This is a genomic window from Streptomyces sp. HUAS YS2 (assembly GCF_033343995.1).
In the GTDB taxonomy this organism is placed as follows: domain Bacteria; phylum Actinomycetota; class Actinomycetes; order Streptomycetales; family Streptomycetaceae; genus Streptomyces; species Streptomyces solicathayae.
This window is the reverse complement of record NZ_CP137573.1, coordinates 6,704,145-6,730,293: the sequence shown is the minus strand read 5'-3', so window position 1 is coordinate 6,730,293 and position 26,149 is coordinate 6,704,145. Positions and strand designations below refer to the sequence as shown.

The following is a 26,149-nucleotide window of genomic DNA, read 5'->3' as shown; positions in this document are numbered from 1 at the left end:
GCACGAGTCCCGTCCGTGTCGTTCCTTTCCACGCCGAAGCAGTACTGGGAAGACCTTCAGGTCACTCGTGCCAACTAATCAACGTTCCACCCATGAGCTGACCGTGCAGAACGTTTGTCTGCAATCGGTGCTGTGCTCCTTAGAAAGGAGGTGATCCAGCCGCACCTTCCGGTACGGCTACCTTGTTACGACTTCGTCCCAATCGCCAGTCCCACCTTCGACGGCTCCCTCCACAAGGGTTGGGCCACCGGCTTCGGGTGTTACCGACTTTCGTGACGTGACGGGCGGTGTGTACAAGGCCCGGGAACGTATTCACCGCAGCAATGCTGATCTGCGATTACTAGCAACTCCGACTTCATGGGGTCGAGTTGCAGACCCCAATCCGAACTGAGACAGGCTTTTTGAGATTCGCTCCGCCTCGCGGCATCGCAGCTCTTTGTACCTGCCATTGTAGCACGTGTGCAGCCCAAGACATAAGGGGCATGATGACTTGACGTCGTCCCCACCTTCCTCCGAGTTGACCCCGGCGGTCTCCTGTGAGTCCCCATCACCCCGAAGGGCATGCTGGCAACACAGGACAAGGGTTGCGCTCGTTGCGGGACTTAACCCAACATCTCACGACACGAGCTGACGACAGCCATGCACCACCTGTATACCGACCACAAGGGGGGCACTATCTCTAATGCTTTCCGGTATATGTCAAGCCTTGGTAAGGTTCTTCGCGTTGCGTCGAATTAAGCCACATGCTCCGCTGCTTGTGCGGGCCCCCGTCAATTCCTTTGAGTTTTAGCCTTGCGGCCGTACTCCCCAGGCGGGGAACTTAATGCGTTAGCTGCGGCACCGACGACGTGGAATGTCGCCAACACCTAGTTCCCAACGTTTACGGCGTGGACTACCAGGGTATCTAATCCTGTTCGCTCCCCACGCTTTCGCTCCTCAGCGTCAGTAATGGCCCAGAGATCCGCCTTCGCCACCGGTGTTCCTCCTGATATCTGCGCATTTCACCGCTACACCAGGAATTCCGATCTCCCCTACCACACTCTAGCCTGCCCGTATCGAATGCAGACCCGGGGTTAAGCCCCGGGCTTTCACATCCGACGCGACAAGCCGCCTACGAGCTCTTTACGCCCAATAATTCCGGACAACGCTTGCGCCCTACGTATTACCGCGGCTGCTGGCACGTAGTTAGCCGGCGCTTCTTCTGCAGGTACCGTCACTTTCGCTTCTTCCCTGCTGAAAGAGGTTTACAACCCGAAGGCCGTCATCCCTCACGCGGCGTCGCTGCATCAGGCTTTCGCCCATTGTGCAATATTCCCCACTGCTGCCTCCCGTAGGAGTCTGGGCCGTGTCTCAGTCCCAGTGTGGCCGGTCGCCCTCTCAGGCCGGCTACCCGTCGTCGCCTTGGTAGGCCATCACCCCACCAACAAGCTGATAGGCCGCGGGCTCATCCTTCACCGCCGGAGCTTTCCACCCGGGAAGATGCCTTCCCAGGTCGTATCCGGTATTAGACCCCGTTTCCAGGGCTTGTCCCAGAGTGAAGGGCAGATTGCCCACGTGTTACTCACCCGTTCGCCACTAATCCACCCCGAAGGGCTTCATCGTTCGACTTGCATGTGTTAAGCACGCCGCCAGCGTTCGTCCTGAGCCAGGATCAAACTCTCCGTGAATGTTTACCGGTTATCCGGTGACACTCGCGTTGAGCGGAACGTCCGGTCGGAATAGGACCGAACGTTCACAGCGTCCTCGCTGTGTATGTTGCCTACCTGCCACATGGGCCAGTAGGACTTCAAAGGAACCTCGACCATCCGAAGATGGACGGGGTATCAACTAATCTGGCGTTGATTTTTGGCACGCTGTTGAGTTCTCAAGGAACGGACGCTTCCTTCGTACTCACCCTCTCGGGCTTTCCTCCGGGCTTTTCCCTTCGGTCTTTCGTGTTTCCAGCTTAGCAGATCCGTTTTCCGTTTCCGCCACCCGCTGGAGCGGGCTTGCCGAATTGGATTCGCTTTCGCGTTTCCTTTCGGCGAGGTCAAACATTACCAGGCTTTTTCGCTCCCCCCGACCACCCTCCGGCGGGCACGAGGGCACGCAGAGGTGTAGACCACTGGGGTTAGGATCTGGCTTGGCAGGTGCTGCCGACCCACGACTCAAAGTCGCGTTGGGGTCAGGCAGGAGTACGACAGTACATCCCACCGTCAGTGGAGGCAAATCGTTTCCGGTCGTTCGTAGGTCCACCAACTCGTACAAGTCGGTACTAGTAGGGCGGAACCGGGACTTCCTATGACATACGCTTCTGAGCAGTACGCCGTCCGGGACAGGTAGCGACGGCGCCACACAATCTCCGCCCCTGGGAGGCTTCCCATGACAACCGTGACGTCGCCACTCGCTGGACGCGCCATCGGTCTCACCGCAGTGCCCGACCCCGTCTTCTCCGGCGCGATGGTCGGCCCCGGTACCGCCATCGACCCCGTACGTGAGCCCTCCGAGGCAGTGGCTCCCGTGGACGGGGTCGTCGTGTCTCTGCACCCGCACGCGTTCGTCGTCGTCGACGGCGAAGGACACGGGGTGCTGACGCACCTCGGCATCGACACCGTTCAGCTCAACGGGCAGGGCTTCGAGCTGCTCGTGAACAAGGGGGACACGGTGACGCGCGGACAGGCGCTCATCCGCTGGAACCCGGCCGAGGTGGAGGCTGCGGGCAAGTCCCCCATCAGCCCCGTCGTGGCCCTGGAGGCCACGGCCGACACGCTCTCCGATGTCGTCGAGGACGGCGACGTGAAGTCCGGCGACCAGCTCTTCGGCTGGAACTGACGCCTGGTTCGTCCTCGTGACGAGCACGCGTACGACATTCATCGCGGCGGCCGGATGCCGCCGCTCTATCGGAGACGGGTGAGATGGAGACAACGCTGCGAGGCGTCGGCGTCAGCCACGGGGTGGCGATCGGCGAGGTCCGGCACATGGGCACGGCGGTGCTGGAGCCGCCGGCCAAGCAGATTCCCGCGGACGAGGCGGAACGCGAACAGGGGCGCGCCCGCCAGGCCGTGGAGGCCGTGGCGGCCGATCTGATCGCGCGCGGCAATCTGGCCGGCGGGGAGGCGCAGCATGTGCTGGAGGCCCAGGCGATGATCGCCCAGGACCCCGAGCTCATCGCGGACGTGGACCGTCGTATCGCGGTCGGCAGCACGGCCGAGCGCGGTATCTACGACGCCTTCTCGCACTACCGCGAGCTTCTCGCGGGTGCGGGCGAGTACATGGCCGGCCGGGTGGCCGACCTCGACGACGTGCGGAACCGGATCGTGGCGCGCCTGCTCGGAGTGCCGATGCCGGGCGTGCCGGACAGTGACGAGCCGTACGTGCTGATCGCGCGGGACCTGGCTCCCGCGGACACCGCGCTGCTCGACCCGACGCTGGTGCTCGGGTTCGTCACGGAGGAGGGCGGGCCGACCAGCCACAGCGCGATCCTCGCGCGGGCGCTGGGTGTGCCGGCGGTCGTGGCACTGCCGGGCGCCGGTGAGCTGGCCGAGGGCACCGTGATCGCGGTGGACGGCAGCACCGGCGAGATCTTCGTCGAACCGAGCGCCGAGAAGCGGGCGGGGCTCGAGCGGGCCGCCGCGGAGCGCAAGGCCGCGCTGGCCGCGTCGAGCGGTCCGGGTGCGACGTCCGACGGGCACAAGGTGCCGCTGCTGGCGAACGTCGGCGGGCCCGCGGACGTGCCGGCGGCGGTCGAGGCGGGCGCCGAAGGCGTCGGTCTGTTCCGTACGGAGTTCCTGTTCCTGGACGACAGCCAGAAGGCGCCGTCCGAGGAGAAGCAGTACGAGGCGTACCGGAAGGTCCTGGAGGCGTTTCCCGAGGGGCGCGTCGTCGTGCGGGTGCTCGATGCCGGCGCCGACAAGCCGCTGGACTTCCTGACGCCGGCGGACGAGCCCAATCCCGCGCTGGGCGTGCGGGGTCTGCGGTCGCTGCTCGACCACCCCGAGGTGCTCCGGACACAGCTGACCGCGCTGGCGAAGGCGGCCGAGGGGCTGCCGGTGTACCTCGAGGTCATGGCGCCGATGGTGGCGGACCGTGCGGACGCCAAGGCGTTCGCGGACGCCTGCCGCGCGGCGGGGCTGCGGGCGAAGTTCGGCGCGATGGTGGAGATTCCCTCCGCCGCGCTGCGGGCGCGTTCGATCCTGCAGGAGGTCGAGTTCCTGTCGCTGGGGACCAACGACCTCGCGCAGTACACCTTCGCCGCCGACCGGCAGGTCGGCGCGGTGTCGCGGCTGCAGGACCCGTGGCAGCCGGCGCTGCTCGACCTCGTGGCGCTGTCCGCGGAGGCCGCGAAGGCCGAGGGCAAGAGCTGCGGTGTGTGCGGTGAGGCCGCGTCGGATCCGCTGCTGGCGTGTGTGCTGACGGGTCTGGGCGTCACCTCCCTGTCGATGGGTGCGGCGTCGATTCCCTACGTGCGGGCGACGCTGGCGAAGTACACGCTGGCGCAGTGCGAGCGTGCGGCGGCCGCGGCCCGCGCGGCGGACTCCGCCGAGGAGGCGCGGGTCGCCGCGCAGGCGGTGCTGTCCGGGGAGTGACGCGGTCGGGGCCGTACACGCGGTTCCGGGTGTCAGGGCCTCCTCGCCACGGCGTGGCGGGGAGGCCCTTCCTTTCTTTCTTCTGTCAGTGGTGGTCCGGCCAGGGGGTCTCGGGGCTGACGTCGAAGCCGGCGCGGTAGTCGACGTGGGGTTCGGGTGCGAGGGGTTCGCCGGTCTCCGCGTCGGTGCAGTAGGCGTTGAAGACCTCCGCCTCGGTGAGCGGCTGCAGGCTGCCGTGGTCGAGCCGCCAGCCGTGGAGCCGGTCGCGGGCGCCGGGGCGGAGGGTGCGCAGGACCAGTCCCCCGGGTCCCTGGAGCGCGATGCCGGCGGCGAGGACGGTGACGAACTCGGCGCCGGGGCCGCCGGCGGCGAGTGGGACGGGCTGGGCGGCCCGGGTCTCGGTGTGGAGGACGGCGAGCAGGGTCTCGTCGGCGGCGGGGATGCTGCAGACGAGGTGATGGGTGCCGGGTCCCGCTGCTTCGAGGAGTCGTTGCAGGAGCAGGACGGCCCGCGTGTACGCGGCGCGGCCGATGTGCTTGCCGCATTCGGCGCACTCCCCCGCGTCGGCGAGTAGCAGTCCGGCGTACTCCTGCGTCGCCTGGCGGACGGCCGTGTCGACGAGGATGGGGACCAGCTCGCTCATGGGCTGGCCGGTGTACGCCACGCGGGCACCCGTGGCGATCATTTCGGCGGTGTAGCGGCTGCGGGAGGCCGGGCTGTCGGGGTCTAGTCCGGTGTCGGTGCAGTAGTCCGCGTACTCCTCCGGGTCGAAGAGCCCGACGGTGGTGTGGCCGCCCTCGGCCGCGAGGGCCTTGAGGAGGCTCTCGACCTGGTGGAGGTAGGCGGGGTGGTCGTCGAAGGCGAAGCCGGGGTAGCGGCTGCCCATGGTCGCGAAGTCCTCGGTGTCGACGAGGAGGCCGACGGTGCGGGCCGTCTCTCGGCGGAGGGTGCGGCGGAGTGATGCGGGCGCGGACGGGCGCTTGTTCTTTCCCCTGCCCGGCTTTCCTGCCTTGGTGGGCTTGGTGCTTCGTGTCGTGCGCATGGCTCCCCCTTGGTCGCGGCGTACCTGCCGATCAGTGCTCACTCACCGTAATCGTGAGCACTGACAGTGACCATCGGGAGAGCCGGCGTGCGCATCCGTCAGTGCTGGGGGCGCTTCAGCTGTGTGTAGAAGGTGAGGAGCTCGACGTTGTCCACCGAGCCCGGGTTCACCGCCTTGGACATCGGGGTGCCCTGGAGGAGGCGCTTGACCGGGACCTCCAGGCGCTTGCCGGTGAGGGTGTGCGGGACGGCCGGGACCTCGATGATGTCGTCGGGGACGTGGCGCGGGGAGAGTTCGGTGCGCAGGGTCTGCTTGATGCGGGCGACGAGTGCGTCGTCCAGGGTCGCGCCGTCCGCCAGGTGCACGAAGAGCGGCATCCAGTAGCCGCCGTCCGGCTCCTCCAGGCCGATGACGAGGGACTCGCGGATCTCCGGCAGGCGTTCGACGGCCTCGTAGATGTCGGCGCTGCCCATGCGGACGCCCTGCCGGTTCAGCGTCGAGTCCGAGCGGCCGTGGATGACGACCGAGCCGTGGTCGGTGATCGTGATCCAGTCGCCGTGGCGCCAGACGCCCGGGTACATGTCGAAGTAGCTGTCCCGGTAGCGGCTGCCGTCGGGGTCGTTCCAGAAGTGGATCGGCATCGAGGGCATGGGGTTGGTGACGACCAGCTCGCCGACCTCGCCGACGAGCGGCTTGCCGGCCGGGTCCCAGGACTGGAGGTCGGTGCCCAGGCAGGCGGCCTGCAGTTCGCCGATGTGGACGGGGAGCGTCGGGACCGCGCCCGCGAAGCAGGAGCAGACGTCCGTGCCGCCGCTGACCGAGGCGATCCACAGGTCGTCGCGGACCTCGTCGTGGAGCCAGCGGAAGCCGTCGGGCGGGAGCGGGGAACCGGTGGTGGCCACGCACTTCACGCGCGAGAGGTCGAAGTCCCGGCCCGGGTGGACGTCCGCCTTCGCGCACGCCATGACGTACGCGGCGGACGTGCCGTAGAGCGTCGCGCCGGTGCGCTCCGCGATCCGCCACTGGGCGGCGGTGTCTGGGTAACCGGGGCTGCCGTCGTACACGACCACCGTGGTGCCGGTGAGCAGACCGGAGACGAGGAAGTTCCACATCATCCAGCCGGTGGAGGTGTACCAGAAGAACACGTCCTCGGGGCCGAGGTCACAGTGCAGACCGAGCTGCTTGTAGTGCTCGACGAGAATGCCGCCCTGCGACTGGACGATCGCCTTCGGCAGGCCCGTCGTGCCGGAGGAGTAGAGGATCCAGAGCGGGTGGGCGAAGCCGACCTGCTCGAAGACCGGCTCGGCGTCGCCCGACACCAGGTCCTGCCACTCCAGGGCGCCTTCCGGGGCCGCCGTGCCGAGCAGCGGGATGTGCACGACCGCCCGCAGCGTCGGCAGCTCCGCGCGGAGCTCCGCGACCGTGTCCCGGCGGTCGTGCTCCTTGCCGCCGTACCGGTAGCCGTCCACCGTGAAGAGGACGACCGGTTCGACCTGCTGGAAGCGGTCGAGCACGCTGCGGGCGCCGAAGTCCGGGGCGCAGGAGGTCCACACCGCGCCGACCGAGGCCGTGGCCAGGAGGGCGGTGACGGCCTGCGGGATGTTGGGCAGGTAGCCGCTGACCCGGTCTCCCGGGCGTACGCCGAGGGCGCGGAGTTCGGCGGCGAGGGAGCCGACCTGGCGGCGGAGTTCGGCCCAGGTCACCGGCACCGGCTCATGCGTCTCGTCCACATGGAGGAGTGCCGTGTCGTCGGGGCGCTCGTCGGCGGTGCGCAGGGCGTGCTCGGCGTAGTTGAGGGTGGCTCCGGGGAACCAGTGGGCGCCGGGCATGTCACGGTCGCCGAGGACCCGCTCGTACGGGGTCGAGAAGCGGATGTCGAACCACTCGGCCAGGGCCTGCCAGAACGTCTCCAGCTCGGCGACGGACCACGCGTGCAGGGCCGGGTAGCCACCGTCGGCGGGGGCGCCGAAGCGTTCGGCGGCCCAGGCCTGAAAGCGGGTGACCGCTGCGGAGTCGATGCGGTCCTGGTCCGGCTGCCACAGCGGCTCGGTCTGCGATGACGTCATTTGGGGCGGCTCCCTGGCTCCTACGCGGGGTCTGCGTGGTCCGCGCACGTGCTGGGGTGTGCGCGTGACGCGGCTGACAGGGACGATGCCATGTGATCGTCTTTCGCACCAGGGTTCCCCGCCCATGGTCCGGCGGTTGAATATGTGCTCCCACCACGGGTGAACGGCAGTTGAACGAACCTCTCCGAGCGCTTGCCGGGTGGCAGGGTGACCGTCATGAACGGTGATCGTGGGCTGGGGCGGGACGTGGGGCGGTCGGTGCGGTCGGTACGGGTGTTGGGTGCGGTGCGGGGGTTGCAGGGGTTGCGTGCGGCGTTGCGGCGGCGGCGTACGGACGCGTGGGGTCTGCCGGCCCGCGGGGCGGAGCGGGCGAGGGTGCCGGGGCCGGTCGGGGAGGCCGAGCCGTTGCCGGGCGGTGGGATCGTCCGGTTCGCCCGGTCCGAGCTGCGGGTGAGCGTGTCGGTCGGCGGCACGGTGTTCTGGGGGTGGGACGGGGCCGAGCCGCTTCCCTCGTACGCGCTGGCCGGGGAGCCGCCGGAGCCGGACGCGCGGGCCGTGCTGGAGCCGGACACGGACGGCGGCTGGCGGGTGGTGTCGGAGCGGGTGACGGTCGCCGTGTCCCGCCACGGCGCCGTGGAGGTCCGCACCCCGGGTGGTGTTTTACTGCGCCGGGATCTGCCGCCGCGCTGGTGGGAGCCGGTGGCGGGCGGGCCCGCCCGTTGGGTGCAGCGGAGCGAGGTGCCGGCGGACGCGCGGTTCTTCGGTCTCGGCGGGCGGGCGTCCGGGCCACGCCTGCGGAACGGTACGTACCGGCTCTGGAACACGGACCCCAAGGGCGGGTTCTCGACCGGTGACGATCCGCTCTACATCACCATGCCGGTGCAGGTCGTCGTCTCCGACGCGGGGACGCATCTCGCTTTTCACGACAACTCCTGGGACGGGCGGGTCACCGTCGCCGAGGGCGAGGAGGGGGCGGGCTCCGGTCACGACCGGCCGGGCACGAGCGAGGTCCGGATGTCCGGGGGGCCGCTGCGCTGCTGGGTCGTGGTCGGCACGCCCGCGCGGGTGCTGCACGGCTGGGCCGCGCTGACCGGGGCCCCGGCGCTGCCGCCGGCCTGGGCGCTGGGGCCGCAGCACGCGCGCTGGGGGTTCGGCAGCGAGCGGGAGGTCCGGCGGGTGGTGGCCGGGTACCGGGAGCGGGGGCTGCCGCTGTCGGCCGTGCACCTGGACATCGACCACTACGACGAGCACCGGGTGTTCACCGTGGACCGGGAGCGGTTCCCCGACCTTCCGGGGCTCGCGGCCGAGCTGCGGGAGGAGGGCGTGCGTCTGGTGTCGATCGTCGATCCGGGGGTGAAGGCGGAGGCCGGGGACGCCGTGTACGACTCCGGGGTCGCGGCCGGGGCGTTCGTGCGCGATCCGCGGGGGCAGGAGGTGCGCGGGGTGGTGTGGCCCGGTGAGTGCGCCTATCCGGACTTCACGGACGCCGGGGCGCGGGAGTGGTGGGGCGGGCTGTACGAGGAGCGGCTGGCGCAGGGGTTCTCCGGGTTCTGGCACGACATGAACGAGCCGGTGTCGTTCGCCCCCTTCGGTGACATGACCCTGCCGCGGTCGGCGCGGCACGCGCTGGAGGGACGGGGCGGGGACCACCGCGAGGCGCACAACGTGTACGGGCTGACCATGGCCCGGGCGGGGTACGAGGGGCTGCGACGGTTGCGCCCCGACGAGCGGCCGTTCTTGTTCACCCGCTCGGGGTGGGCCGGGATGCAGCGGTACGGCGGGACCTGGTCGGGCGACGTGTCGACGGGGTGGCCGGGGCTGCGGGCCTCGTTGTCCCTGGTGCTCGGGCTCGGGCTGTGCGGGGTGCCGTACTCGGGGCCGGACGTGGGCGGGTTCGACGGGTCGCCGTCGCCCGAGCTGTTCCTGCGGTGGTTCCAGCTGGGGGCGTGGCTGCCGTTGTTCCGTACGCACGCGGCGATCGACGCGGGGCGGCGGGAGCCGTGGGAGTTCGGGCCGGAGGTCCTGGAGCACGCGCGGGCCGCGCTGGTGGAGCGGGAGCGGATGCGGCCGTACTTCGTGACGCTGGCGCAGCTGGCCCGGCTGACCGGGGCGCCGTACGTGCGGCCGGTGTGGTGGGGCGCGCCGGACGACCGGGCGCTGCGGGACTGCGAGGACGCGTTCCTGCTGGGCGACGCGCTGCTGGTCGCGCCGGTGCTGGCGCCGGGCGCGGACCGGCGTGCGGTGCGGCTGCCGCGGGGGCGCTGGTACGACACGGTGACGGAGCAGGCGTACGAGGGGCCGGGGCAGGTGCTGCTGGATGCGCCGATGTCGCGGGTGCCGGTGCTCGCGCGGGCGGGCGCAGTGGTGCCGGTGCGGGGGGAGGAGGACGGCGCGCTGGAGCTGGAGGTGTGGGCGCCGGCGGCGGGGCGGACCGGGGGTGGACTGGTCGTGCGGGATCGGGGGGACGGGTGGGATGCGGCGGCGATCGAGCGCTATTCCACTCGTCTGGTGGACGGCCGTGTGGTCGTCGAGCGGGTCACGGAGGGCGGCACCGAGGAGGTGCGGGGCCTTTCTGTGCGGGTGCGGGGGCTTGCGTGAGTGGTGGGCGTGCGAGCGTTCGGGGGTGGCGGGGCGTTCGGGGGTGGCGGGGCGTTCGTGGGTGGCGGGGCGTGTGGGTGGTGACGTGGGGGACGTTCCGGGGGTCGCATTCGGGACTGCATGATTTACGGCGCGTTCGGGTTCCTTGAGCGCGAAGCGTTTCCCGCGCGCCACGAATCACGCTTCACGTCCCGAACGCGACCCCCTCCACGTCCCCCACTCCCGTTCGTCTCCTCCCCCCCCGCGTGGAGGGCTTACCCGTACTCACCTGCGAACCATCTGCGCGCCGCCTCAGTGTGGAGGGGGAAGCCCAGGTCCGTCGGCTCCGTGAGGAGGTGCCAGCCTGTCGTCTCGTTCGTGGGGGCCGGGGGTGGGAGCGTCGCGGCCTCGCGTGGTGGGAGGAGGCCGAAGAGGAGGAGGTGGTTCGGGGAGCTCATCGCGTCGGCCAGGCGGACGTCTTCGGCCGGGGCTTCGATGCCGGTTTCCTCACGGAGTTCGCGGACCACCGCTTCGCACCAGTCCTCGCCGTGGTCGATGAAGCCGCCCGGCAGGGCGACGGAGCCTCGGGCCGGTTCGATGGTGCGGGTGATGACGACGAGGCCGGTGCCGGCTGTGTCTCTGGCGGGGAGCAGGGCGACGGCCACCGGCAAGGGGTTGCGGTACGCCACGGCGCCGCAGGCGCTGCAGGTGCGTGGCCAGTTCGCGTCGGTGGGGTATGCCGTGCCGCAGTGGGAGCAGTGCGAGTCCTTGGTCACGTACAGGACCGTAGCCGTCTTTCCCCTGCTTCCTGAACCTGATAGACGGTGCACATGACTGGACTTGCTTCCGCTTTCCGTGCCCTGGGTGTGTTCGCCGCCGCCGGTCTGCTCGCCGCCACCGCGCCGGCGGCGCAGGCGACGCCCGAGCCCAAGGCTCCGCAGGAGTTCGTGGCGCTGAGCTCCGTCGACCCGACGATCATTCAGGAAATGCGCTACACCACCCCGCACAACTTCGTGGGCGAGCCCGTCGACGGGTACCGGCAGCCCTTGTGCATCCTCACTCGTTCTGCGGCCGAGGGGCTGCGGCGGGCGCAGACCGCGCTGCGGGCGGAGGGGTACTCGCTCAAGGTGTACGACTGCTATCGGCCTCAGCGGGCCGTCGATCACTTCGTACGCTGGGCCCAGGACTTGGACGACGAGTCGATGAAGGAGGAGTTCTATCCGCATGTCGACAAGTCGCGTTTGTTCGCGGACGGGTACATCGCCGAGAAGTCCGGGCACAGCCGTGGCTCCACCGTCGATCTGACCATCGTGCGGTTGCCGGCCGCTCCCACTCGACCGTACGTGCCCGGTGAGCCGCAGGTCGCCTGTTACGCGCCGCAGGCGGAGCGGTTCCCCGACAACTCCGTGGACATGGGGACCGGGTACGACTGCTTCGACACGCTGTCGCACACCGACGACCCGCGGATCCAGGGCGAGCAGCGGGCCAACCGGCAGAAGCTGAAGGCGACGCTGGTGGCGCAGGGCTTCGTGAACCTGCCAGAGGAGTGGTGGCACTTCACGTTCAAGCCGGAGCCGTTCCCGAGCACCTTCTTCGACTTCCCCGTGGCGCGGCGGTCGGTGGCCGGTCACTGAGTCGACGGCCGGTCGGGGCCACCCCCGTGGGTCCCGACCGGCCGTCCTCTTTCCAGACGCCGATCCGGCCCCCGTGGTTCTCACGTTTCCTCATCCGTGGCACACTTCTGACGCTTCGTCAGATTGCGAAGGGGGATCATGCCGTGACAGTGACTCGCAGACCGGTGGTGGCCGGCTGGTTCACCGGGGACGACGAGGCGGATTTCCGGCTCCTCGGCACCCGCTGCACGGCCTGTTCCTCGGTGTTCTTCCCGCGTGCGGACGACTTCTGCCGCAACCCCGGCTGTCAGGGGGACGGCGAGCTCGCCGAGGTGCCGCTCTCCCCGCGCGGACGGGTCTGGTCCTGCACCGACGGCCGCTACCGGCCGCCCGCGCCTTATGTATCGGACCCCGATACGCCCTGGGAGCCGTACACCTTGGTGGCGGTGGAACTGGACGCCGAGGCGATGGTCGTGCTCGGGCAGGCCGCGCCGGGAGTGACCGTGGCGGATCTGCCCGTCGGGTCCGAGGTCGAGGTGGTTCCGGGGATCCTGAACGAGGACGACGAGCACGTCTGGACCACCTGGCACTGGCGGCCCGTTCCGGCGGAGGTGACGCGATGAGCGCCGACGTCGCCGTGCTGGGTGCGGGCATGCACCCGTGGGGCAAGTGGGGTCGCAGCTTCGTCTCGTACGGGCGGGCCGCGGCGCGCGAGGCGCTGGCCGACGCCGGGCTCGACTGGCGGGACGTGGACGCGATCGTCGGCGCCGACACCGTGCGCGGCGGGTATCCGGGGTACGTCGCGGGCGCCACCTTCGCGCAGGCGCTCGGCTGGCAGGGCGCACGGGTCACCAGCGTGTACGCGGCGTGTGCCTCGGGCGCGCAGGCGATCGGCGCGGCGCGGGCCCAGATCCTCGCCGGGCTCGCGGACGTGGTGCTCGTCGTGGGCGCGGACGCCGCGCCGAAGGGCTTCTTCGCCCCGGCGGGCGGGAACCGGCCGGACGACCCTGACTGGTTGCGGTTCCGGGTTCTGGGGGCGACCAACCCGGCCTACTTCGCTCTTTACGCCCGTCGCCGGATGGCGCTGCACGGTGACACCGTCGAGGACTTCGCCCAGGTCAAGGTGAAGAACGCGGCAGCCGGCGCGCTCAATCCGCGGGCCCGGTACCGCAAGCGGGTGAGCGCGGAGGAGGTGGCCGCGTCGGCGGTCGTCGCCGATCCGCTGCGGTTGCTCGACATCTGCGCCACGTCCGACGGCGGGGCGGCGTTGGTCCTTTCGAGCGTGGAGTTCGCCCGGCGGCACGGGCGATCGGACCCGGTTCGCATCCGTGCGGTCTCCACGGTGACGCCCGTCTATCCGAAGACCGTGCTCGACCTGCCCGACATCGCCACCGACTCGGCCGTCGCCGTCTCGCCCGTCGCGCATTCATTTCGTGCGTCGATCGCACGGGCCGCGTACGAAGAGGCGGGCATCGGGCCCGAGGACCTGTCGCTGGCCGAGGTGTACGACCTGTCCACCGCGCTGGAGCTGGAGTGGTACGAGGACATCGGGCTGTGCCCGATGGGCGAGGGCGCGAAGCTGGTGCGGGAGGGGGCGACGGCGCTCGGCGGGCGGACCCCGGTCAACGCGAGCGGTGGGTTGGCCTCGTTCGGTGAGGCGGTGCCGGCACAGGCGATCGCCCAGGTCTGTGAGCTCACCTGGCAGTTGCGGGGCACGGCGGGCGACCGGCAGGTGGCGGGCGCCCGGGTCGGGATCACGGCGAACCAGGGGCTGTTCGGGCACGGGTCGGCCGTGGTGGCTGTGCGCTGAGCCCACGAACTGGGGTTCGTGTCACAACTATTGACGCTCTCTCAGGAGAGTTGAAGACTGCCGTCTCGTCGCCCCCCGTCATGGAACCGTTCCCACCCGGAGCTGGAGCCGCCATGAGCAACGGAGACATATTCCTCGGCGAGACCATAGGAACAGCGATCCTGATCCTCTTCGGTGCCGGCGTGTGCGCCGCCGTCACCCTGCGTTTCTCCAAGGCGAGAGCCGCCGGCTGGGTGGTCATCGCCTTCGGCTGGGGCTTCGCCGTGCTGGCCGGCGCGTACACGTCCGCGCCGCTGTCGGGCGGCCATCTCAACCCGGCGGTCACGGTCGGCGTGGCCGTGGACACCGGGGAGTGGGAGAAGGTCCCGGTGTACGTCCTCGGGCAGATGACCGGCGCGGTCGTCGGCGCCGTACTGGCCTGGCTGGTGTACTACGCGCAGTTCGCCGCCAACGCCGACGACGCGCACGCGCTGCCGACGCTGGGGATCTTCTCGACCATCCCGGAGATCCGCAATCCGGTGGCCAACCTCGTCACCGAGATCATCGCGACCGTCGCGCTGGTGCTGCCGATCCTGGCGTTCGGCCGGAACGACGGGATCGGTGTCGGTCAGATCCCCGGCCTGGACGCCGGGATCTACGGGTCGGGCATCTCGATCCTCTTGGTGTCGCTGCTGGTCGTGGGCATCGGTCTGTCGCTGGGCGGTCCGACCGGGTACGCCATCAACCCGGCGCGCGACCTGGGGCCGCGGATCGCCCACGCGGTGCTGCCGATCCCGAACAAGGGGACCTCTGACTGGGGTTACGCGTGGATCCCGGTCGCCGGGCCGCTGATCGGCGGTGTGCTGTCCGGGGTCGTCTTCAACCTGGCCTACTGATCAAGGAGCCGTCATGACGGACTCGTACGTCGCCGCGATCGACCAGGGCACCACGTCCAGCCGCTGCATCGTCTTCGACCAGGACGGCGCGATCGTCGCCGTCGACCAGCGCGAGCACGAGCAGATCTTCCCCCGGCCCGGCTGGGTCGAGCACGACGCGGCGGAGATCTGGGAGCGGGTCCAGGGGGTCGTGGCCGGGGCCCTCGAACGGGCCGGGCTACGGGCCGACCAGCTCAGCGCGCTCGGCATCACCAACCAGCGCGAGACGACCGTGCTGTGGGACCGGGCCACGGGGCGGCCGGTGCACCACGCGATCGTCTGGCAGGACACCCGGACCGCGGCGCTGTGCGCGGAACTCGGCGGCGCCGACGGGCAGGATCGTTTCCGCGATGCCACCGGGCTGCCGCTGGCGAGCTATTTCTCCGGGCCGAAGGCGGCCTGGCTGCTGGATAAGGTGCCCGGGTTGCGGGAGCGGGCGGAGCGCGGCGAGATCGCGTTCGGCACCATCGACACCTGGCTGATCTGGAACCTCACCGGCGGCGTGGACGGCGGTGTGCACGTCACGGACGTGACCAACGCGTCCCGGACGATGCTGATGAACCTGGAACGGCTGGAGTGGGACCCGGAGATCCTCGACGCGATGCGGATCCCGGCGGCGATCCTGCCGGAGATCCGGTCGTCCGCCGAGGTGTACGGGGCGGCGGTCGGGCAGCTGGCCGGCGTGCCGGTCGCCTCGGCGCTCGGGGACCAGCAGGCCGCGGTGTTCGGACAGGCCTGCTACGACCCGGGCACCGCGAAGAACACGTACGGGACCGGCAGCTTCCTGCTGCTCAACACCGGGAACCGGCCGGTGCCGTCGAAGAACGGGCTGATCACCACGGTCGGGTACCGGATCGGCGCGGAGCGGCCGGTGTACTGCCTGGAGGGCTCGATCGCGATCACCGGGGCGCTGGTGCAGTGGTTCCGCGACCAGCTCGGGATCATCTCCGACGCGGCCGAGATCGAGACGCTGGCGGCGAGCGTGGAGGACAACGGCGGCGCGTACATCGTGCCGGCGTTCTCCGGTCTCTACGCCCCGTACTGGCGCGCCGACGCGCGCGGGGTCGTCACCGGTCTCACCCGCTACGTCACCAAGGCCCATCTGGCCCGGGCCGTGCTCGAGGCGACGAGCTGGCAGACGCGTGAGGTCGTCGACGCGATGTACCAGGACAGCGGGGTGCCGATCACGACGCTGAAGGTCGACGGCGGGATGACCGCGAACGGGCTGCTGATGCAGCATCAGGCGGACGTGCTGGGCGTGCCGGTGATCCGGCCGCGGGTCGCGGAGACGACCTGTCTCGGTGCTGCGTACGCGGCAGGGCTGGCGACGGGCGTGTGGTCGGGCCTCGACGAGCTGAAGACGCACTGGCGGGCGGACGTGGAGTGGTCGCCCCGGATGCCGGCGGAGACGCGGGAGCGCGAGTACGCGAAGTGGCGCAAGGCGGTGGAGCGCAGCTTCGGCTGGGAGGACGACGCGTAGCACCGCCTCCTCATGAACGCACGGCCGCACCCCTGTCGGTGGGGGTGCGGCCGTGCTCCACGTGGTTCAGGTCCTCGCCGGCTCCCTCTCGCGGTCCGCCAGGACCAGGGCGTGTTCGACGACGGCGACCAGGACGTTCTTGACCGACTCCCGGTCGCGGGCGTCACACATCACGAGCTCGACCTCCGGGTCCAGGTCCAGCGCCCCGCGCACGCTCTCGGCGGGGAACCGCTGGGCGCCCTCGAAGCAGTTGACCGCCACCGTGAAGGGGATGCCGCGCCGCTCGAAGTAGTCGATGGCCGCGAAGCTGTCCTCCAGGCGGCGGGTGTCCGCGAGGACGACCGCGCCGAGCGCGCCCTGCGCCAGCTCGTCCCAGAGGAACCAGAAGCGGTCCTGCCCGGGCGTGCCGAAGAGGTACAGGACGAGGTCCTCGCGCAGTGTGATCCGGCCGAAGTCCATGGCGACGGTGGTCGTGGACTTGTTCTCGACGCCGTGCAGGTCGTCGACGGGCCGGCCGGCCTCGCTGAGCGTCTCCTCGGTGCGCAGCGGTCTGATCTCGCTGACCGCGCCGACCAGAGTGGTCTTGCCGACACCGAAGCCCCCGGCGACCAGGATCTTCAGGGTCACCGGTTCGACCGGGGCCGGCTTGCGGCTAGAGCGCCCGAAGGCCATTGATCACCTCGCGAAGGATGCTCACGTCCGGCAGCTCGGCCGGCGGAACGGGGCGGGTCACATGGACGAGTTCCTCCTCGACGAGGTCGCCGACGAGGACCCGGACCACCCCGACGGGGAGGTCGAGTCCGGCGGCGAGCTCGGCGATGGACTGCGGGAGGTCGCTGCAGCGTTCGACGATCTCGACGTGCTCCGGCGAGAGCGTCTGGTCGCGCCCGGGGTCGTCGGCCGCCGGTTCGGGCACCACCAGCGCGATCAGGTCGAGGCGGTGGCGGGAGGCCGTGCTGGTCCGGCCGCGGGTCATCGCGTACGGGCGGACCACCGGTCCGGCGTCGTCGTCGTACCAGTGGTGCGGCTGTTCCGGAGTCCGCTCCCCGCGGCCTGCGTCACTCATGCCACTCCCACTCACCCTCCGGCGGCCAGGCCGGACCGGGGCGCGGTGGTGAGGTGCGCGCCGACCCGCTTGACCATCAGGGTCATCTCGTAGGCGACCTGGCCGACGTCGGAGTCGGCGTCCGCGAGGACGGCCAGGCAGCTGCCGTCGCCGGCCGCGGTGACGAAGAGGAAGGCGTCCTCGAGCTCGACGACGGTCTGGCGGACCTTGCCGGCCTCGAAGTGACGGCCGACGCCCTTGGCGAGGCTGTGGAAGCCGGACGCGACGGCGGCGAGGTGCTCGCCGTCCTCGCGGGTCAGGTCCTGCGAGGCGCCGGTCGGGAGGCCGTCGCTGGAGAGCACCAGGGCCTTCCGGATCGACCCGACCCGCTGGACCAGCTCGTCGAGGAGCCAGTTCAGCTCGCCGTTGCTGCTTCCGGAGGTGTTGGGTGCTGCGGCGTTCGGTGCGGTCATCGACCGTCCCCCTCGGGTGTCGTTCCTGGTGCTGATTCGGCGTTCTGCCGTCGTCCGCGCTGCCAGCCGCGCTGCATCGAGGCCATGCGGCGGCGCACGTCCTCGGCGTCGCGCTCGACGTCCGGCTCGGTCGGTCCGGACGGCTGGGCTTCCGTGGTCCCGCGGGCCGAGGTGTCCCGCAGCTGCGGGGCGAGGCTGGCCTGGCGGACCCGGCGGGGCAGCCCGCCGAACGGCGCGGGGCCCTCCGGCGGTACGGGGACGAGCGTGGGCGCGGCCGGGGCCGCTGGTCCGGGGGCCGGCGCCGGGTCCGTACGGCGGGTGGGGAGCAGCGTCGGCAGTGTGGGGCGGTCGGGGCGGTCGGTGGCCCGGCCGGGCGCGGGGTGCGCGCGGCCCGGTTCGTCGACCCGGCGGCCGTGGTCGCTGACCAGTGTGGGCGGGCGGCGGCGGGGCAGCGGGACGGGGCCGTCGGGCCGGCCCTCGTCCTGCCCGGCGGCGCCGTGCTCGTACGCCTGCTGGTGCTGCTCGTTCGCCCCGCCGCGGCGCAGGTCGCGGGCGCGGAAGATGCCGCCGCGCTCGCTCTCGGTGTCCTCCAGGTCGCCGCTCGCGCCGAGCAGGGCGTCCATGTCGGAGAGCGGGGCCTCCAGTTCGACCGGTCCGTCGAGGACCGCGGGCGCGCCGCGCCGGGCGGCGGTGCCGCCGCTGGGGACCTGGGCGAGGGCCGGCCGGACCACGGGGGCCTCCGCCGGGCTCTTGCGGTCGAGCCGGAAGCCGGCGCCCTGGGTCTCGGGCGCGTCGGTGAGCAGCGCGGCCGGGATGAAGACGACGGCGGTGGTGCCGCCGTACGGGGAGGTCTGCAGGGAGACCCGGACGTTCTGCCGCTGGGCGAGCCGGCTGACCACGAACAGGCCGAGGCGGTCGGTGTCGGAGAGTTCGAACTCGGGGGTCTCGGCGAGCCGGAGGTTGGCGTCGAGCAGGGCGTCGGGGTTCATGCCGAGGCCTCGGTCGTGGATCTCCAGGGTGAAGCCGTTGGCGACCCGTTCGCCGAGGACCTGCACCGCGGTGTGCGGCGGCGAGAACACCGTGGCGTTCTCCAGGAGTTCGGCGACCAGGTGGGTGAGGTCCGCGACCGCCGGGCCGCCGACGCCGATCCGGGGCAGCCGGCGTACCTCGATCCGCTCGTAGTCCTCGACCTCGGCGACCGCGGCCCGGACCACGTCCATGAGCTGGACGGGCTTGCGCCACTGCCGGGAGGGGGCGGCACCGGAGAGGATGACCAGGCCCTCGGCGTGCCGGCGCATGCGGGTGGTGAGGTGGTCGAGCCGGAACAGGTCGGCGAGCTCCTCGGTGTCCTCGGTGCGGCGCTCCATCGTGTCGAGGAGGGTGAGCTGGCGGTGCAGCAGGACCTGGTTGCGGCGGGCGAGGTTGACGAACACCTCGGCGACGCCGCGGCGCATGTCGGCCTGCTTGACCGCGGCCTCGACGGCGGCGCGCTGCAGCGTGTTGAGGGCCTGGCCGACCTGGCCGACCTCGTCCTGGTCGTACTGGAGGCGCGGCACCTCGGTCTCGACGTCGACCTGCTCGCCGGCGGCGAGCCGGCGCATGACGCTGGGCAACCGGACGCCGGAGACCTCGTGCGCCTCCTTGCGCAGCAGCCGCAGGTCGCGGACGAGTTCACGGCCGATGCGTACGGAGACGATCACCGAGACCAGCAGCGCGAGGAAGCCGAGCACGCCGGCGACGCCGGCCTTGAGCAGGACGCTGTACGCGGCGGGCTGCACCCGGTCCTGGTAGCGGTCGCCGGCCTCGGTGTTCTCGCGGGCGAGGTCGTCGAGGACCGGGGTGGCCATCTCCTCCCAGCGGGGGGCGTCCGTGCCGCGCGGGTTCTTGGTGGGGCCCGCGTCGATCAGCGCGTCCTCGGCGTCGCGCAGCTGCCCGGTGGCCGGGCTGCTCCAGTACTCCTCGAACCGGCGCCGGTCGTCGGCGGGCAGGACCTCGAGGTTGACCTCGTAGGTCAGCTTGCGGTTGGCGACGAGGTCGGAGATCGCTCGGATCTCCGCGGAGGAGACCCGGCGGGCCGTCAGGGCGGAGACGACGAGGGCGTCCTCGCGGGAGAGCATCTCGCGGGCCCGGGTCACGCCGACGAGGGCGCGGCCCTGCTTGTCCATCTCCACGCTCTCGAGGGCGTGCAGGGTCATGAGGAAGCTGTAGCAGGGGTCGACGAGCCGGTTGTAGAACGTCAGCGCCTGGAGGCGGTCGACGCTGCGCCGGTCCACGGAGGTACGGAGCGAGTCGAGCCCCTTGAAGGCCTCCAGGAGCGAGCCGAGCCGCTGCGAGGCGGTCGGCCGCATCTCGCTGCGGACGCCGGAGTCGGCGGCGTTGGCGCGGATCTGGGTGATCATGCGGTCGGTGGCCTCGCGCTGCTTGCGCAGGGCGGCGAGGGAGTCCGAGGCGCGCGGATCGGCCAGGTAGATCAGGGACTGCCGGCGTTCCTTCTGGATCACCCGGACGGTGTCCTCGATCGGGTAGCCGACCTTCTCGACGATGTAGCCGACGTCGAGCAGCTGGTCGGCCTCGCGGCCGGTGAGGAGCGTGGCGAAGCCCCAGAGGCCGGTGAGCGAGATGAGCGGCACGAGCAGCAACGCCACGATCTTCCGGCGGATGGACTTCCCGCGAAAGCGCATGGCCTCCCCCAGCTCGACCCTCGCCCGCGGCGGGGGTTCTCACGTCGTCGTCTCGACGCCCGGCGTCAACACGCGGCGTCAATCTTCGGTTTCAACAAACGGCGGCGCGAGCCTACTACTGCATCACAGCCAACTCGAAGGCGTGTCTCAGCGATTTTCAGCCTTCCGAGTGACCGTTGATCATGAGATGTCCCGGTATTCAGGGAGTTGGGATTCGCCAGTGTGGCGCAGGCCACGTGGCGCAGCGTCAGTTTCCCTGCCGTGACAGATGGCTGGAACTTTTCGTTCCGGTCTGTTCCCGATGTGTCCGAACCGGTCTGACGAGGAAACCTTTCCCTCAGTTCGCTCGTCTTTCGTACGGGGAGGGAACTCGTAGGTGGGGAGTGACAGCACGATGGGGCAAGAGGCGCGGGCGCCGAGGCAGTTGTGGGTGGACGACGAGAGGGGGCGGCGCCGGATGCCCGATCCGGTCCGCTCCGCGGCGGTGCGGGCGGTCCTGCTCACGTCCGTGACCCTCGTCCAGGCGATGGTGGCGTTCTTCTGCACGCTGACCGAGTCCTGGCTGGCGTTCCCGATGGTGCTCAGCTCGGTGGGCAGCACGATCGTGGCCACATGGAGCGTGCTCGACGTATGGGTGACCCGGCAGGTCTGGAACCAGCGGAACGGCGTGGTGTCCGCGCCCAGCAGCACCGCGCGCCAACTGCGGCGCGAGCGGCGCCGGGCCCGGCGGGCGGCGAAGCACGACGGGGGTGAGCCCGCGGGAGCGGGCGGCATACCGCTCACCGCGGATGCGCTGTCCGAGGCAGCTTAGGAAAGCGACCGGCCCCGGCCCCTTCACAAGGGTGCCGGGGCCGTCGTCGTGCCCGAGCGGGCCGTCGTCGTGCCGAGCGGGCCGTCAGCCGTCGGACGGCTGGTGCTGCTGCGCCTGGGCGTCCGGCGTGCGGCGGAACATCCGGGTCGCCGTGATCTCCCCGTGCACCGCCTCGCCCTCCGCGCTCGGCTGCGGCAGGCCGGGGCGCAGGTGCTCCTCCACGCTGATGTACTTCAGGCCCGCCCTCAGGTCCGCGTCGTTGCGCAGCCGGATCACCAGCGGGAACTCCGCGAGCGCGGTCGTGTCGAACAGACCGGTCGTGTACAGCAGCTGGACGCCGAGCGCGTCCGAGACCGCCCGCTGGAGCTCCAGCAGATACGTGGCGTTGGCGCGGCCGATCGGGTTGTCGAGGAACAGCGTGCCCGCGTGCCGGTGCTTGTCCCGGCCGCGGTCGTTGGAGCGCAGCGCGGCCATCGTGCAGTACAGCGCGATGGCGGCGGTGAGCAGCTGGCCACCGGAGAACACGTCGCCCATCTGCCCGACCGGCACCCGTTCGGCGCGCAGCACCGCGTCCGGCTTGAGGATCTCGACCGCGACGCCGCGCGGTTCGAGCGCCGCGTGGACGCCGCGCAGCAGCAGGGACATGCCGTCCCGGCGCAGGTCGGAGTTCTTCCTCACGGCCGCGCGGGTCGCCTCGTCGACGACCTCGCCGAGCCGCTCGGTGAGCGTGGCCTGGTCCGGCTCCTCGAACCTTATGCGCAGGAACTCCTGGCCCGACCACTCGCCGAGCCCCTCCGGCAGCCGGGACAGCCGCTGCGCCGAACGCAGCGTCGTGAGCGCGGACTCGACCAGACCGCGCAGCCGGTCCACGATCGAGTCCCGGTTCCGCTCCAGCTGCGCCAGCTCGTCGGTGAGGACGCGCAGCCGGGGCGCGAAGGCCTCCGCCCACTTCGCGGCGTGCTCGGGCAGCGCGGCGGCCGGGAGTTCCCGGATCTGCTGACGGGCGGGGGTGCGGACCTGCTCGTACCGGTTGGAGTTGGCGTGCCGGACGAGGATGTCGCTCGCCTCGCGCACCGACGCCTCGGCGGCCGACAGGTCGGCGGCGCAGCCGCGCAGCGAGCGCCGGGCCTCGGCGGCGGCCCGGCGGGCCTCCTCCAGGTCGCCCGGGTACGGCTCCGGCTGCTCCTGGTCGTCGTCGGCGTGCTCGCGGAGCAGGTCGCGCAGCAGGGCGGCGGTCTCGTCGAAGCCGCCGGCCGCGTCCTCGGCGGCGCGGTGGGCCTGGAGCAGCCCGGTGTGCGCGGCGCGCGAGGTCTCCAGGGCGTCGGTACGGGCGGCGAGTTCGGCGGTGGCGCCGCGCAGCAGCGCCTGGGCCTGCTCGGCGTCGGCCGGGACCTGCTCCTCGGGCAGCTCGGTGTGCGCCTCGCCGTCCTCCGGCGCGAGGCGCTCGGCCTCGCCGCGCAGCCGGCCGAGCTTCTCGCTCGCCTCGGAGGCCCGCGACTCCAGCATCTGGACGAGGGACTCGGCACGGGCCGCGGCGGCCTGGCGGGACGGGCCGTCGGCGCCGTCGGTGGACTCCAGGAGCTGCTCGGCGCGGGTGCGGACCTTGTTGGTGAGCCGGTCCAGTTCGGCGAGCGCGGCGGACTCGTCGCTCTCGGCGCGGGACTGCTCGGCGCGGAGGTCGGCGCCGACGCCGACCTTCTCGTACACCTGGGAGGCGGCGCGGTACGCCTCCCGGAGGGTCGGCAGCGCGACGCGCGGAGCGTCCGGGTCGGCCTCCGGGAGGTTCTCCGGGGCGCCTGCGATCTCCGCACGCTCGGCGCGCAGCGCGCGGGCGGTGCGGTGCGCGTCGTCGGCGGCGCGCTGGGTGGCGCGGCGGTCCTCGTCAGCGGCCTTGGCCCGCTCCAGGCAGGTCTGGGCGCGGGCCTCGGACTCGGCGGCGTCGTCGGCGAGTTCGCGGAGCCTGGCCTGCCAGGCGGAGCGCTCGCGCAGCCGGAAGGCGAGGCCCGCGAGGGCGTCGGCGGCGCGGCGGGCGCGCTGCGCGGCGTCCTGCCGCTCGTCGCGCACGCGGGCGGCGTCGGCCGCCGCCTCGTCGGCCTCGGCGCGTACGGTACGGGCTTCCGCCAGCGCGGCGATCGCGTCCTCGGCGGCGGCGCGGGCCGCGACGGCGGCGGTCTTGAGCTCGGCGAGCATGCCCTCCGGGCAGTCGGCGCGCCAGGCGCCGATGCGGGCGGCGAGCGCGCGGTCGCCGGCGAGGCGGGCGGCGAGGGTGCGGATCTCCTCGTCGCGGGACGCGGCGCGGGCGCGCAGGGCCTGGCGCTCCTCGTCGGCGGCGTGCTCGTCGTGCATGGCCGGGTTCGGCGGCACGAGGAAGACGTCGGTCTCGCCGTCGCCGGCCTCGGCGGACGGGACCGGCGCGAGCAGCGCGGCGGCGGTGCCGACCGCCACGGTCGACCGCGGCAGCAGCGCGGCGCCGCCGAGCACCTCGCGGGCGCGGGCGTACGAGACGGGGTCCGTGATCACGACGCCGTCGACCAGCTCGGGGCGGGCGGCGAGCACGCGGGCGTGGTCGGCCGGGTCGACGGCCTGGGCGAGGTAGCGCCAGCCGGGCAGCGCGGGGATGCCGTGCTCGCCGAGGTACTCGACGGTCGCCAGGACGTCGGGCCCGGGCGGCAGCAGTCCGCCGTCGCCGAGAGCCCCGAGGATGCGGGCGTCGTCGGCGGCGGCGGTGCGCAGGTCGAAGAGGTTCCGCTCGGCGGAGGCGATGGACTGGTCGAGGAGTCGGCGCAGTTCGTCGGCGTACCGGTCGAACTCGTCGACGGTGAGCGGGCCGTCGAGGGGGTGGACGGGGGCGGGCACCGAATCGGCGGTGCGGGTGGCGGTGCCGGCGGTGCCGAAGGCACCGGGGCCGGCCGAACCGACCGGCAGGGCCCCCACGCCGGGAACGGAGCCGGCCGTGCCGGCGGGCGGAGCCGCGTCTTCGGCGGCGTGGGAGTCGGCCGCAAGACCCTGCGCGGAGCCCGCGGGGTGTGCGGGGCCCGCAGCGGCGCCGTCGGCACCGCGGGCACCCGGCACGGAACCGTCCACGCCGGCCGGGCCGGCGGCGCCGCTCGCGCCGGGCTCGGCATCCGCGCCGTACGCGGAAGCCGCCGGCCCGGTCGAGCCCGTCGCGCGCTGGGACGGCAGCGGGGTCTGGGTCGGGGGGAGACTGAGGAGTTGGGCGAGGCGGTCGTCGGCGGCGATCGACTCGGCGGCGCGGTGCTCCGCCTCGTAGGCGGACTCGGCGGCCGAGGCCGCGTCCTCGGCGCGCGCGGCGGTGAGTTCGGCGCGGGTCTCGGTCGCGGCGGCCTCGCGGGCGCGGTCGGCGGCCGTGCGGGCCGCTTCGCGGGCCGCGTCCCATGCCGCGACGGTCGTCTTCTCCGCGTCGCTCGCGGCGAGCGCCGCGCGCGCCGGGTCGGCGTCGGGCGCGGTGTCGTCGAGCCAGCCGGCGCGTACCGCCTCGGCCGTCTCCTGCTCGACCTCGGCGAGGCGCTGCCGCAGGTGCTGCGCCTCGCTGCGGGCGCGCTGCGCCTCGGTCGCCGCGGCGGTGGCGTCGCGGTGCGCGGTCTCGCCGACGTCCTGGAGCGCGGCGGAGCGCTCCTCCTGCTCCGCCGCGTGCCGCTCACCCTCCTCGGCGGCGGCGTGCAGGGCCCGTACGAGGTCGGCGGCGGCCGTGGCGCGGGCGGCGAGCGCCGGGGCGGCGTCCCGCTCGGCCTCGCGGATCGCGGCGGCGACGCGGGCCGAGCGGTCCGCGGCGGCGCGGTGCCGCAGCACGGCCTCGGCGGCCTGCCAGGCGGAGTGCAGGGTGCGCGCGTCGATGAGTTCGCGGCGCTGGGAGGCGGCGCTCTTCTCGGCGACGGTCAGCGCCAACGAGGCGTGCCGGTAAGCGAGTTCCGCGGCGATGAGGGAACTGCGGCCGCGCGCCTGCTCGGCCTCGGAGACGGCGTGCGCGGCCGAGGTGACCTGCTGGGCGAGGTCGGCGGTGCGACCGCGTTCGCCGGCGGCGCGGGCGGAGAGCCGGCGGGCCAGGGTACGGGTGCGGCGCTCCGCGCCGGCGTGCACGTCGCGGGCCCGGCCGCGGGTGTCGGCGGCCTCGACGATGCGGCCGAGCAGGTCGACGGAACCGGCGGTGAAGTCGCGCTCGGCGGTGAGTTCGGCGCGGCGGCCGAGCTTGTTGCCGAAGCCGCCGACGAGGTCGGCGAGGCCGTCGGTGTCGCGGGTGTCGGTGACGGCGCGCAGCAGCAGGTCGGTGAAGTCGGAGTCCTTCTTGACCGCGAAGAGGCCGGCGGCCTCACCCTCGTCGGCGTTCATCTCCCGCTGGTAGCGGAAGAGTTCGGGGTCGAGGCCGAGGTCGCCGAGGTGCTCGTTCCAGCGGTCGTGGATCTCCTCCCAGTACACCTCCAGGTGCGGGTACGCCTTGCCCGCCTCCGTGATGGCGTCGCGGAAGCCCTTCATGGTGCGGCGGCGGCCCTGCGCGCCGGACGCGCCCTCGGCGGGCGGGCGGACGGATGTGGCCTCCGCGACGGGGAGGTTGTCGAGGCTCAGCCCGGGTCCGGGGCGGAAGGAGTACCAGGCCTCGGCGAACTTCCGCGGGTCGTTGGAGACCTGGCGACCGCGCCACTCGCTGGCCTTGCCGACGACGACCAGCTCGCCGGTGAGGGTGTGCTGCCACTCCAGGGCGACGTGTCCGCAGTCGTCGGCGAGGAGGAACTTGCGCAGCACGCCGGAGCTCGCGCCGCCAAGGGTGTTGCGGTGGCCGGGCAGCATGACGGAGAAGATCAGCTTCAGGAGGACGGACTTGCCGCCGCCGTTCTCCAGGAAGAGGACGCCCGCGGGCGCGGGGCGGCGCGGCGGGCCGACCGGCTCCTCCTCGAAGAACTCCGCCTGCATGGGGGCGGGGTTGGGCACGGGCTCGCCGACTCCGCGCAGGTCCAGGACGGTGTCGGCGTAGCGCGCACCGGCGGGACCGATGGAGTAGAGGCGGACCCGGGACAACTCGTACATGGCGGCGGACTCTCGTCGTCTGTCTGGTTCGG

17 protein-coding genes and 1 rRNA gene are annotated in these 26,149 nt (G+C 71.9%); 9 read left to right on the top strand and 9 right to left on the bottom strand.

What is annotated here, in order from left to right; translation table 11 throughout:
- Positions 1 to 143: 143 nt before the first annotated feature.
- Positions 144 to 1,667 (bottom strand): 16S ribosomal RNA (locus tag R2D22_RS31180).
- Between the two features lie 694 nt (positions 1,668 to 2,361).
- On the opposite strand from R2D22_RS31180, the gene R2D22_RS31175 reads away from it, so the two are divergent.
- Entirely contained in the window at positions 2,362 to 2,811 is a 450-nt protein-coding gene (locus R2D22_RS31175) for a PTS sugar transporter subunit IIA (protein WP_318108265.1), read from the top strand.
- A gap of 83 nt (positions 2,812 to 2,894) precedes the next feature.
- Entirely contained in the window at positions 2,895 to 4,565 is a 1,671-nt protein-coding gene (gene ptsP, locus R2D22_RS31170) for a phosphoenolpyruvate--protein phosphotransferase (RefSeq protein ID WP_318108264.1), read from the top strand.
- Positions 4,566 to 4,650: 85 nt separating this feature from the next.
- Here the strand turns inward: ptsP and R2D22_RS31165 are convergent, their stop codons facing one another.
- Positions 4,651 to 5,607: a hypothetical protein gene (locus R2D22_RS31165; RefSeq protein ID WP_318108263.1), complete on the bottom strand. Its 957-nt coding sequence runs from the start codon at positions 5,605 to 5,607 to the stop codon at positions 4,651 to 4,653.
- Between the two features lie 98 nt (positions 5,608 to 5,705).
- Positions 5,706 to 7,673 carry an acetoacetate--CoA ligase gene (locus tag R2D22_RS31160; protein ID WP_318108261.1) on the bottom strand — a complete coding sequence of 656 codons (1,968 nt, stop codon included), beginning with the start codon at positions 7,671 to 7,673 and terminating at the stop codon, positions 5,706 to 5,708.
- Between the two features lie 216 nt (positions 7,674 to 7,889).
- Here R2D22_RS31160 and R2D22_RS31155 point away from each other — a divergent pair, with 216 nt between their 5' ends.
- Positions 7,890 to 10,271 carry a glycoside hydrolase family 31 protein gene (locus R2D22_RS31155; RefSeq protein WP_318108259.1) on the top strand — a complete coding sequence of 794 codons (2,382 nt, stop codon included), beginning with the start codon at positions 7,890 to 7,892 and terminating at the stop codon, positions 10,269 to 10,271.
- 254 nt (positions 10,272 to 10,525) lie between these two features.
- Here R2D22_RS31155 and R2D22_RS31150 read toward each other — a convergent pair whose 3' ends face one another.
- Positions 10,526 to 11,026, bottom strand: coding sequence for an NUDIX domain-containing protein (locus R2D22_RS31150; protein WP_318108257.1), 501 nt, complete (start codon positions 11,024 to 11,026; stop codon positions 10,526 to 10,528).
- 54 nt (positions 11,027 to 11,080) lie between these two features.
- On the opposite strand from R2D22_RS31150, the gene R2D22_RS31145 reads away from it, so the two are divergent.
- From R2D22_RS31145 to glpK, 5 genes are all read left to right on the top strand, one after another.
- Positions 11,081 to 11,884: a M15 family metallopeptidase gene (locus tag R2D22_RS31145; protein ID WP_318108255.1), complete on the top strand. Its 804-nt coding sequence runs from the start codon at positions 11,081 to 11,083 to the stop codon at positions 11,882 to 11,884.
- A 143-nt stretch (positions 11,885 to 12,027) separates the two neighbouring features.
- On the top strand, positions 12,028 to 12,486 hold the full coding sequence (locus tag R2D22_RS31140; protein ID WP_318108254.1) for a Zn-ribbon domain-containing OB-fold protein: 459 nt from the start codon (positions 12,028 to 12,030) through the stop codon (positions 12,484 to 12,486).
- A complete protein-coding gene (locus tag R2D22_RS31135; protein ID WP_318108253.1) occupies positions 12,483 to 13,673 on the top strand; it encodes a lipid-transfer protein in 1,191 nt (396 codons plus the stop codon). The genes R2D22_RS31140 and R2D22_RS31135 overlap by 4 nt, the downstream gene beginning before the upstream one ends.
- A 113-nt stretch (positions 13,674 to 13,786) precedes the next feature.
- Complete coding sequence (locus R2D22_RS31130; RefSeq protein WP_318108251.1) at positions 13,787 to 14,548, top strand: MIP/aquaporin family protein; 762 nt, start codon at positions 13,787 to 13,789, stop codon at positions 14,546 to 14,548.
- A gap of 13 nt (positions 14,549 to 14,561) precedes the next feature.
- Positions 14,562 to 16,067, top strand: coding sequence for a glycerol kinase GlpK (glpK, locus tag R2D22_RS31125; protein ID WP_318108249.1), 1,506 nt, complete (start codon positions 14,562 to 14,564; stop codon positions 16,065 to 16,067).
- A gap of 66 nt (positions 16,068 to 16,133) precedes the next feature.
- On the opposite strand, the gene R2D22_RS31120 is transcribed toward glpK, so the two are convergent.
- The 4 genes from R2D22_RS31120 to R2D22_RS31105 are packed head-to-tail and all read right to left on the bottom strand — an operon-like array spanning position 16,134 to position 20,266.
- The gene (locus R2D22_RS31120) at positions 16,134 to 16,739 is read right to left on the bottom strand and encodes a GTP-binding protein (RefSeq protein ID WP_318108247.1); all 606 of its coding nucleotides are present in this window, start codon (positions 16,737 to 16,739) and stop codon (positions 16,134 to 16,136) included.
- Positions 16,720 to 17,133: a DUF742 domain-containing protein gene (locus R2D22_RS31115; protein ID WP_318108245.1), complete on the bottom strand. Its 414-nt coding sequence runs from the start codon at positions 17,131 to 17,133 to the stop codon at positions 16,720 to 16,722. Before R2D22_RS31115 ends, R2D22_RS31120 begins: the two co-directional genes overlap by 20 nt.
- Positions 17,134 to 17,144: 11 nt before the next feature.
- Positions 17,145 to 17,585, bottom strand: a complete 441-nt coding sequence (locus tag R2D22_RS31110) for a roadblock/LC7 domain-containing protein (protein ID WP_318108243.1) — start codon at positions 17,583 to 17,585, stop codon at positions 17,145 to 17,147.
- Positions 17,582 to 20,266 (bottom strand): sensor histidine kinase, encoded by a 2,685-nt coding sequence (locus R2D22_RS31105; protein WP_318108242.1) that lies wholly within the window; start codon positions 20,264 to 20,266, stop codon positions 17,582 to 17,584. The genes R2D22_RS31110 and R2D22_RS31105 overlap by 4 nt, the downstream gene beginning before the upstream one ends.
- Positions 20,267 to 20,660: 394 nt before the next feature.
- Between R2D22_RS31105 and R2D22_RS31100 the strand changes: the two genes are divergently transcribed.
- Complete coding sequence (locus R2D22_RS31100) at positions 20,661 to 21,077, top strand: hypothetical protein (protein WP_318108241.1); 417 nt, start codon at positions 20,661 to 20,663, stop codon at positions 21,075 to 21,077.
- 84 nt (positions 21,078 to 21,161) lie between these two features.
- Here the strand turns inward: R2D22_RS31100 and R2D22_RS31095 are convergent, their stop codons facing one another.
- Positions 21,162 to 26,117 (bottom strand): hypothetical protein, encoded by a 4,956-nt coding sequence (locus tag R2D22_RS31095; RefSeq protein WP_318108240.1) that lies wholly within the window; start codon positions 26,115 to 26,117, stop codon positions 21,162 to 21,164.
- Positions 26,118 to 26,149: the final 32 nt, after the last annotated feature.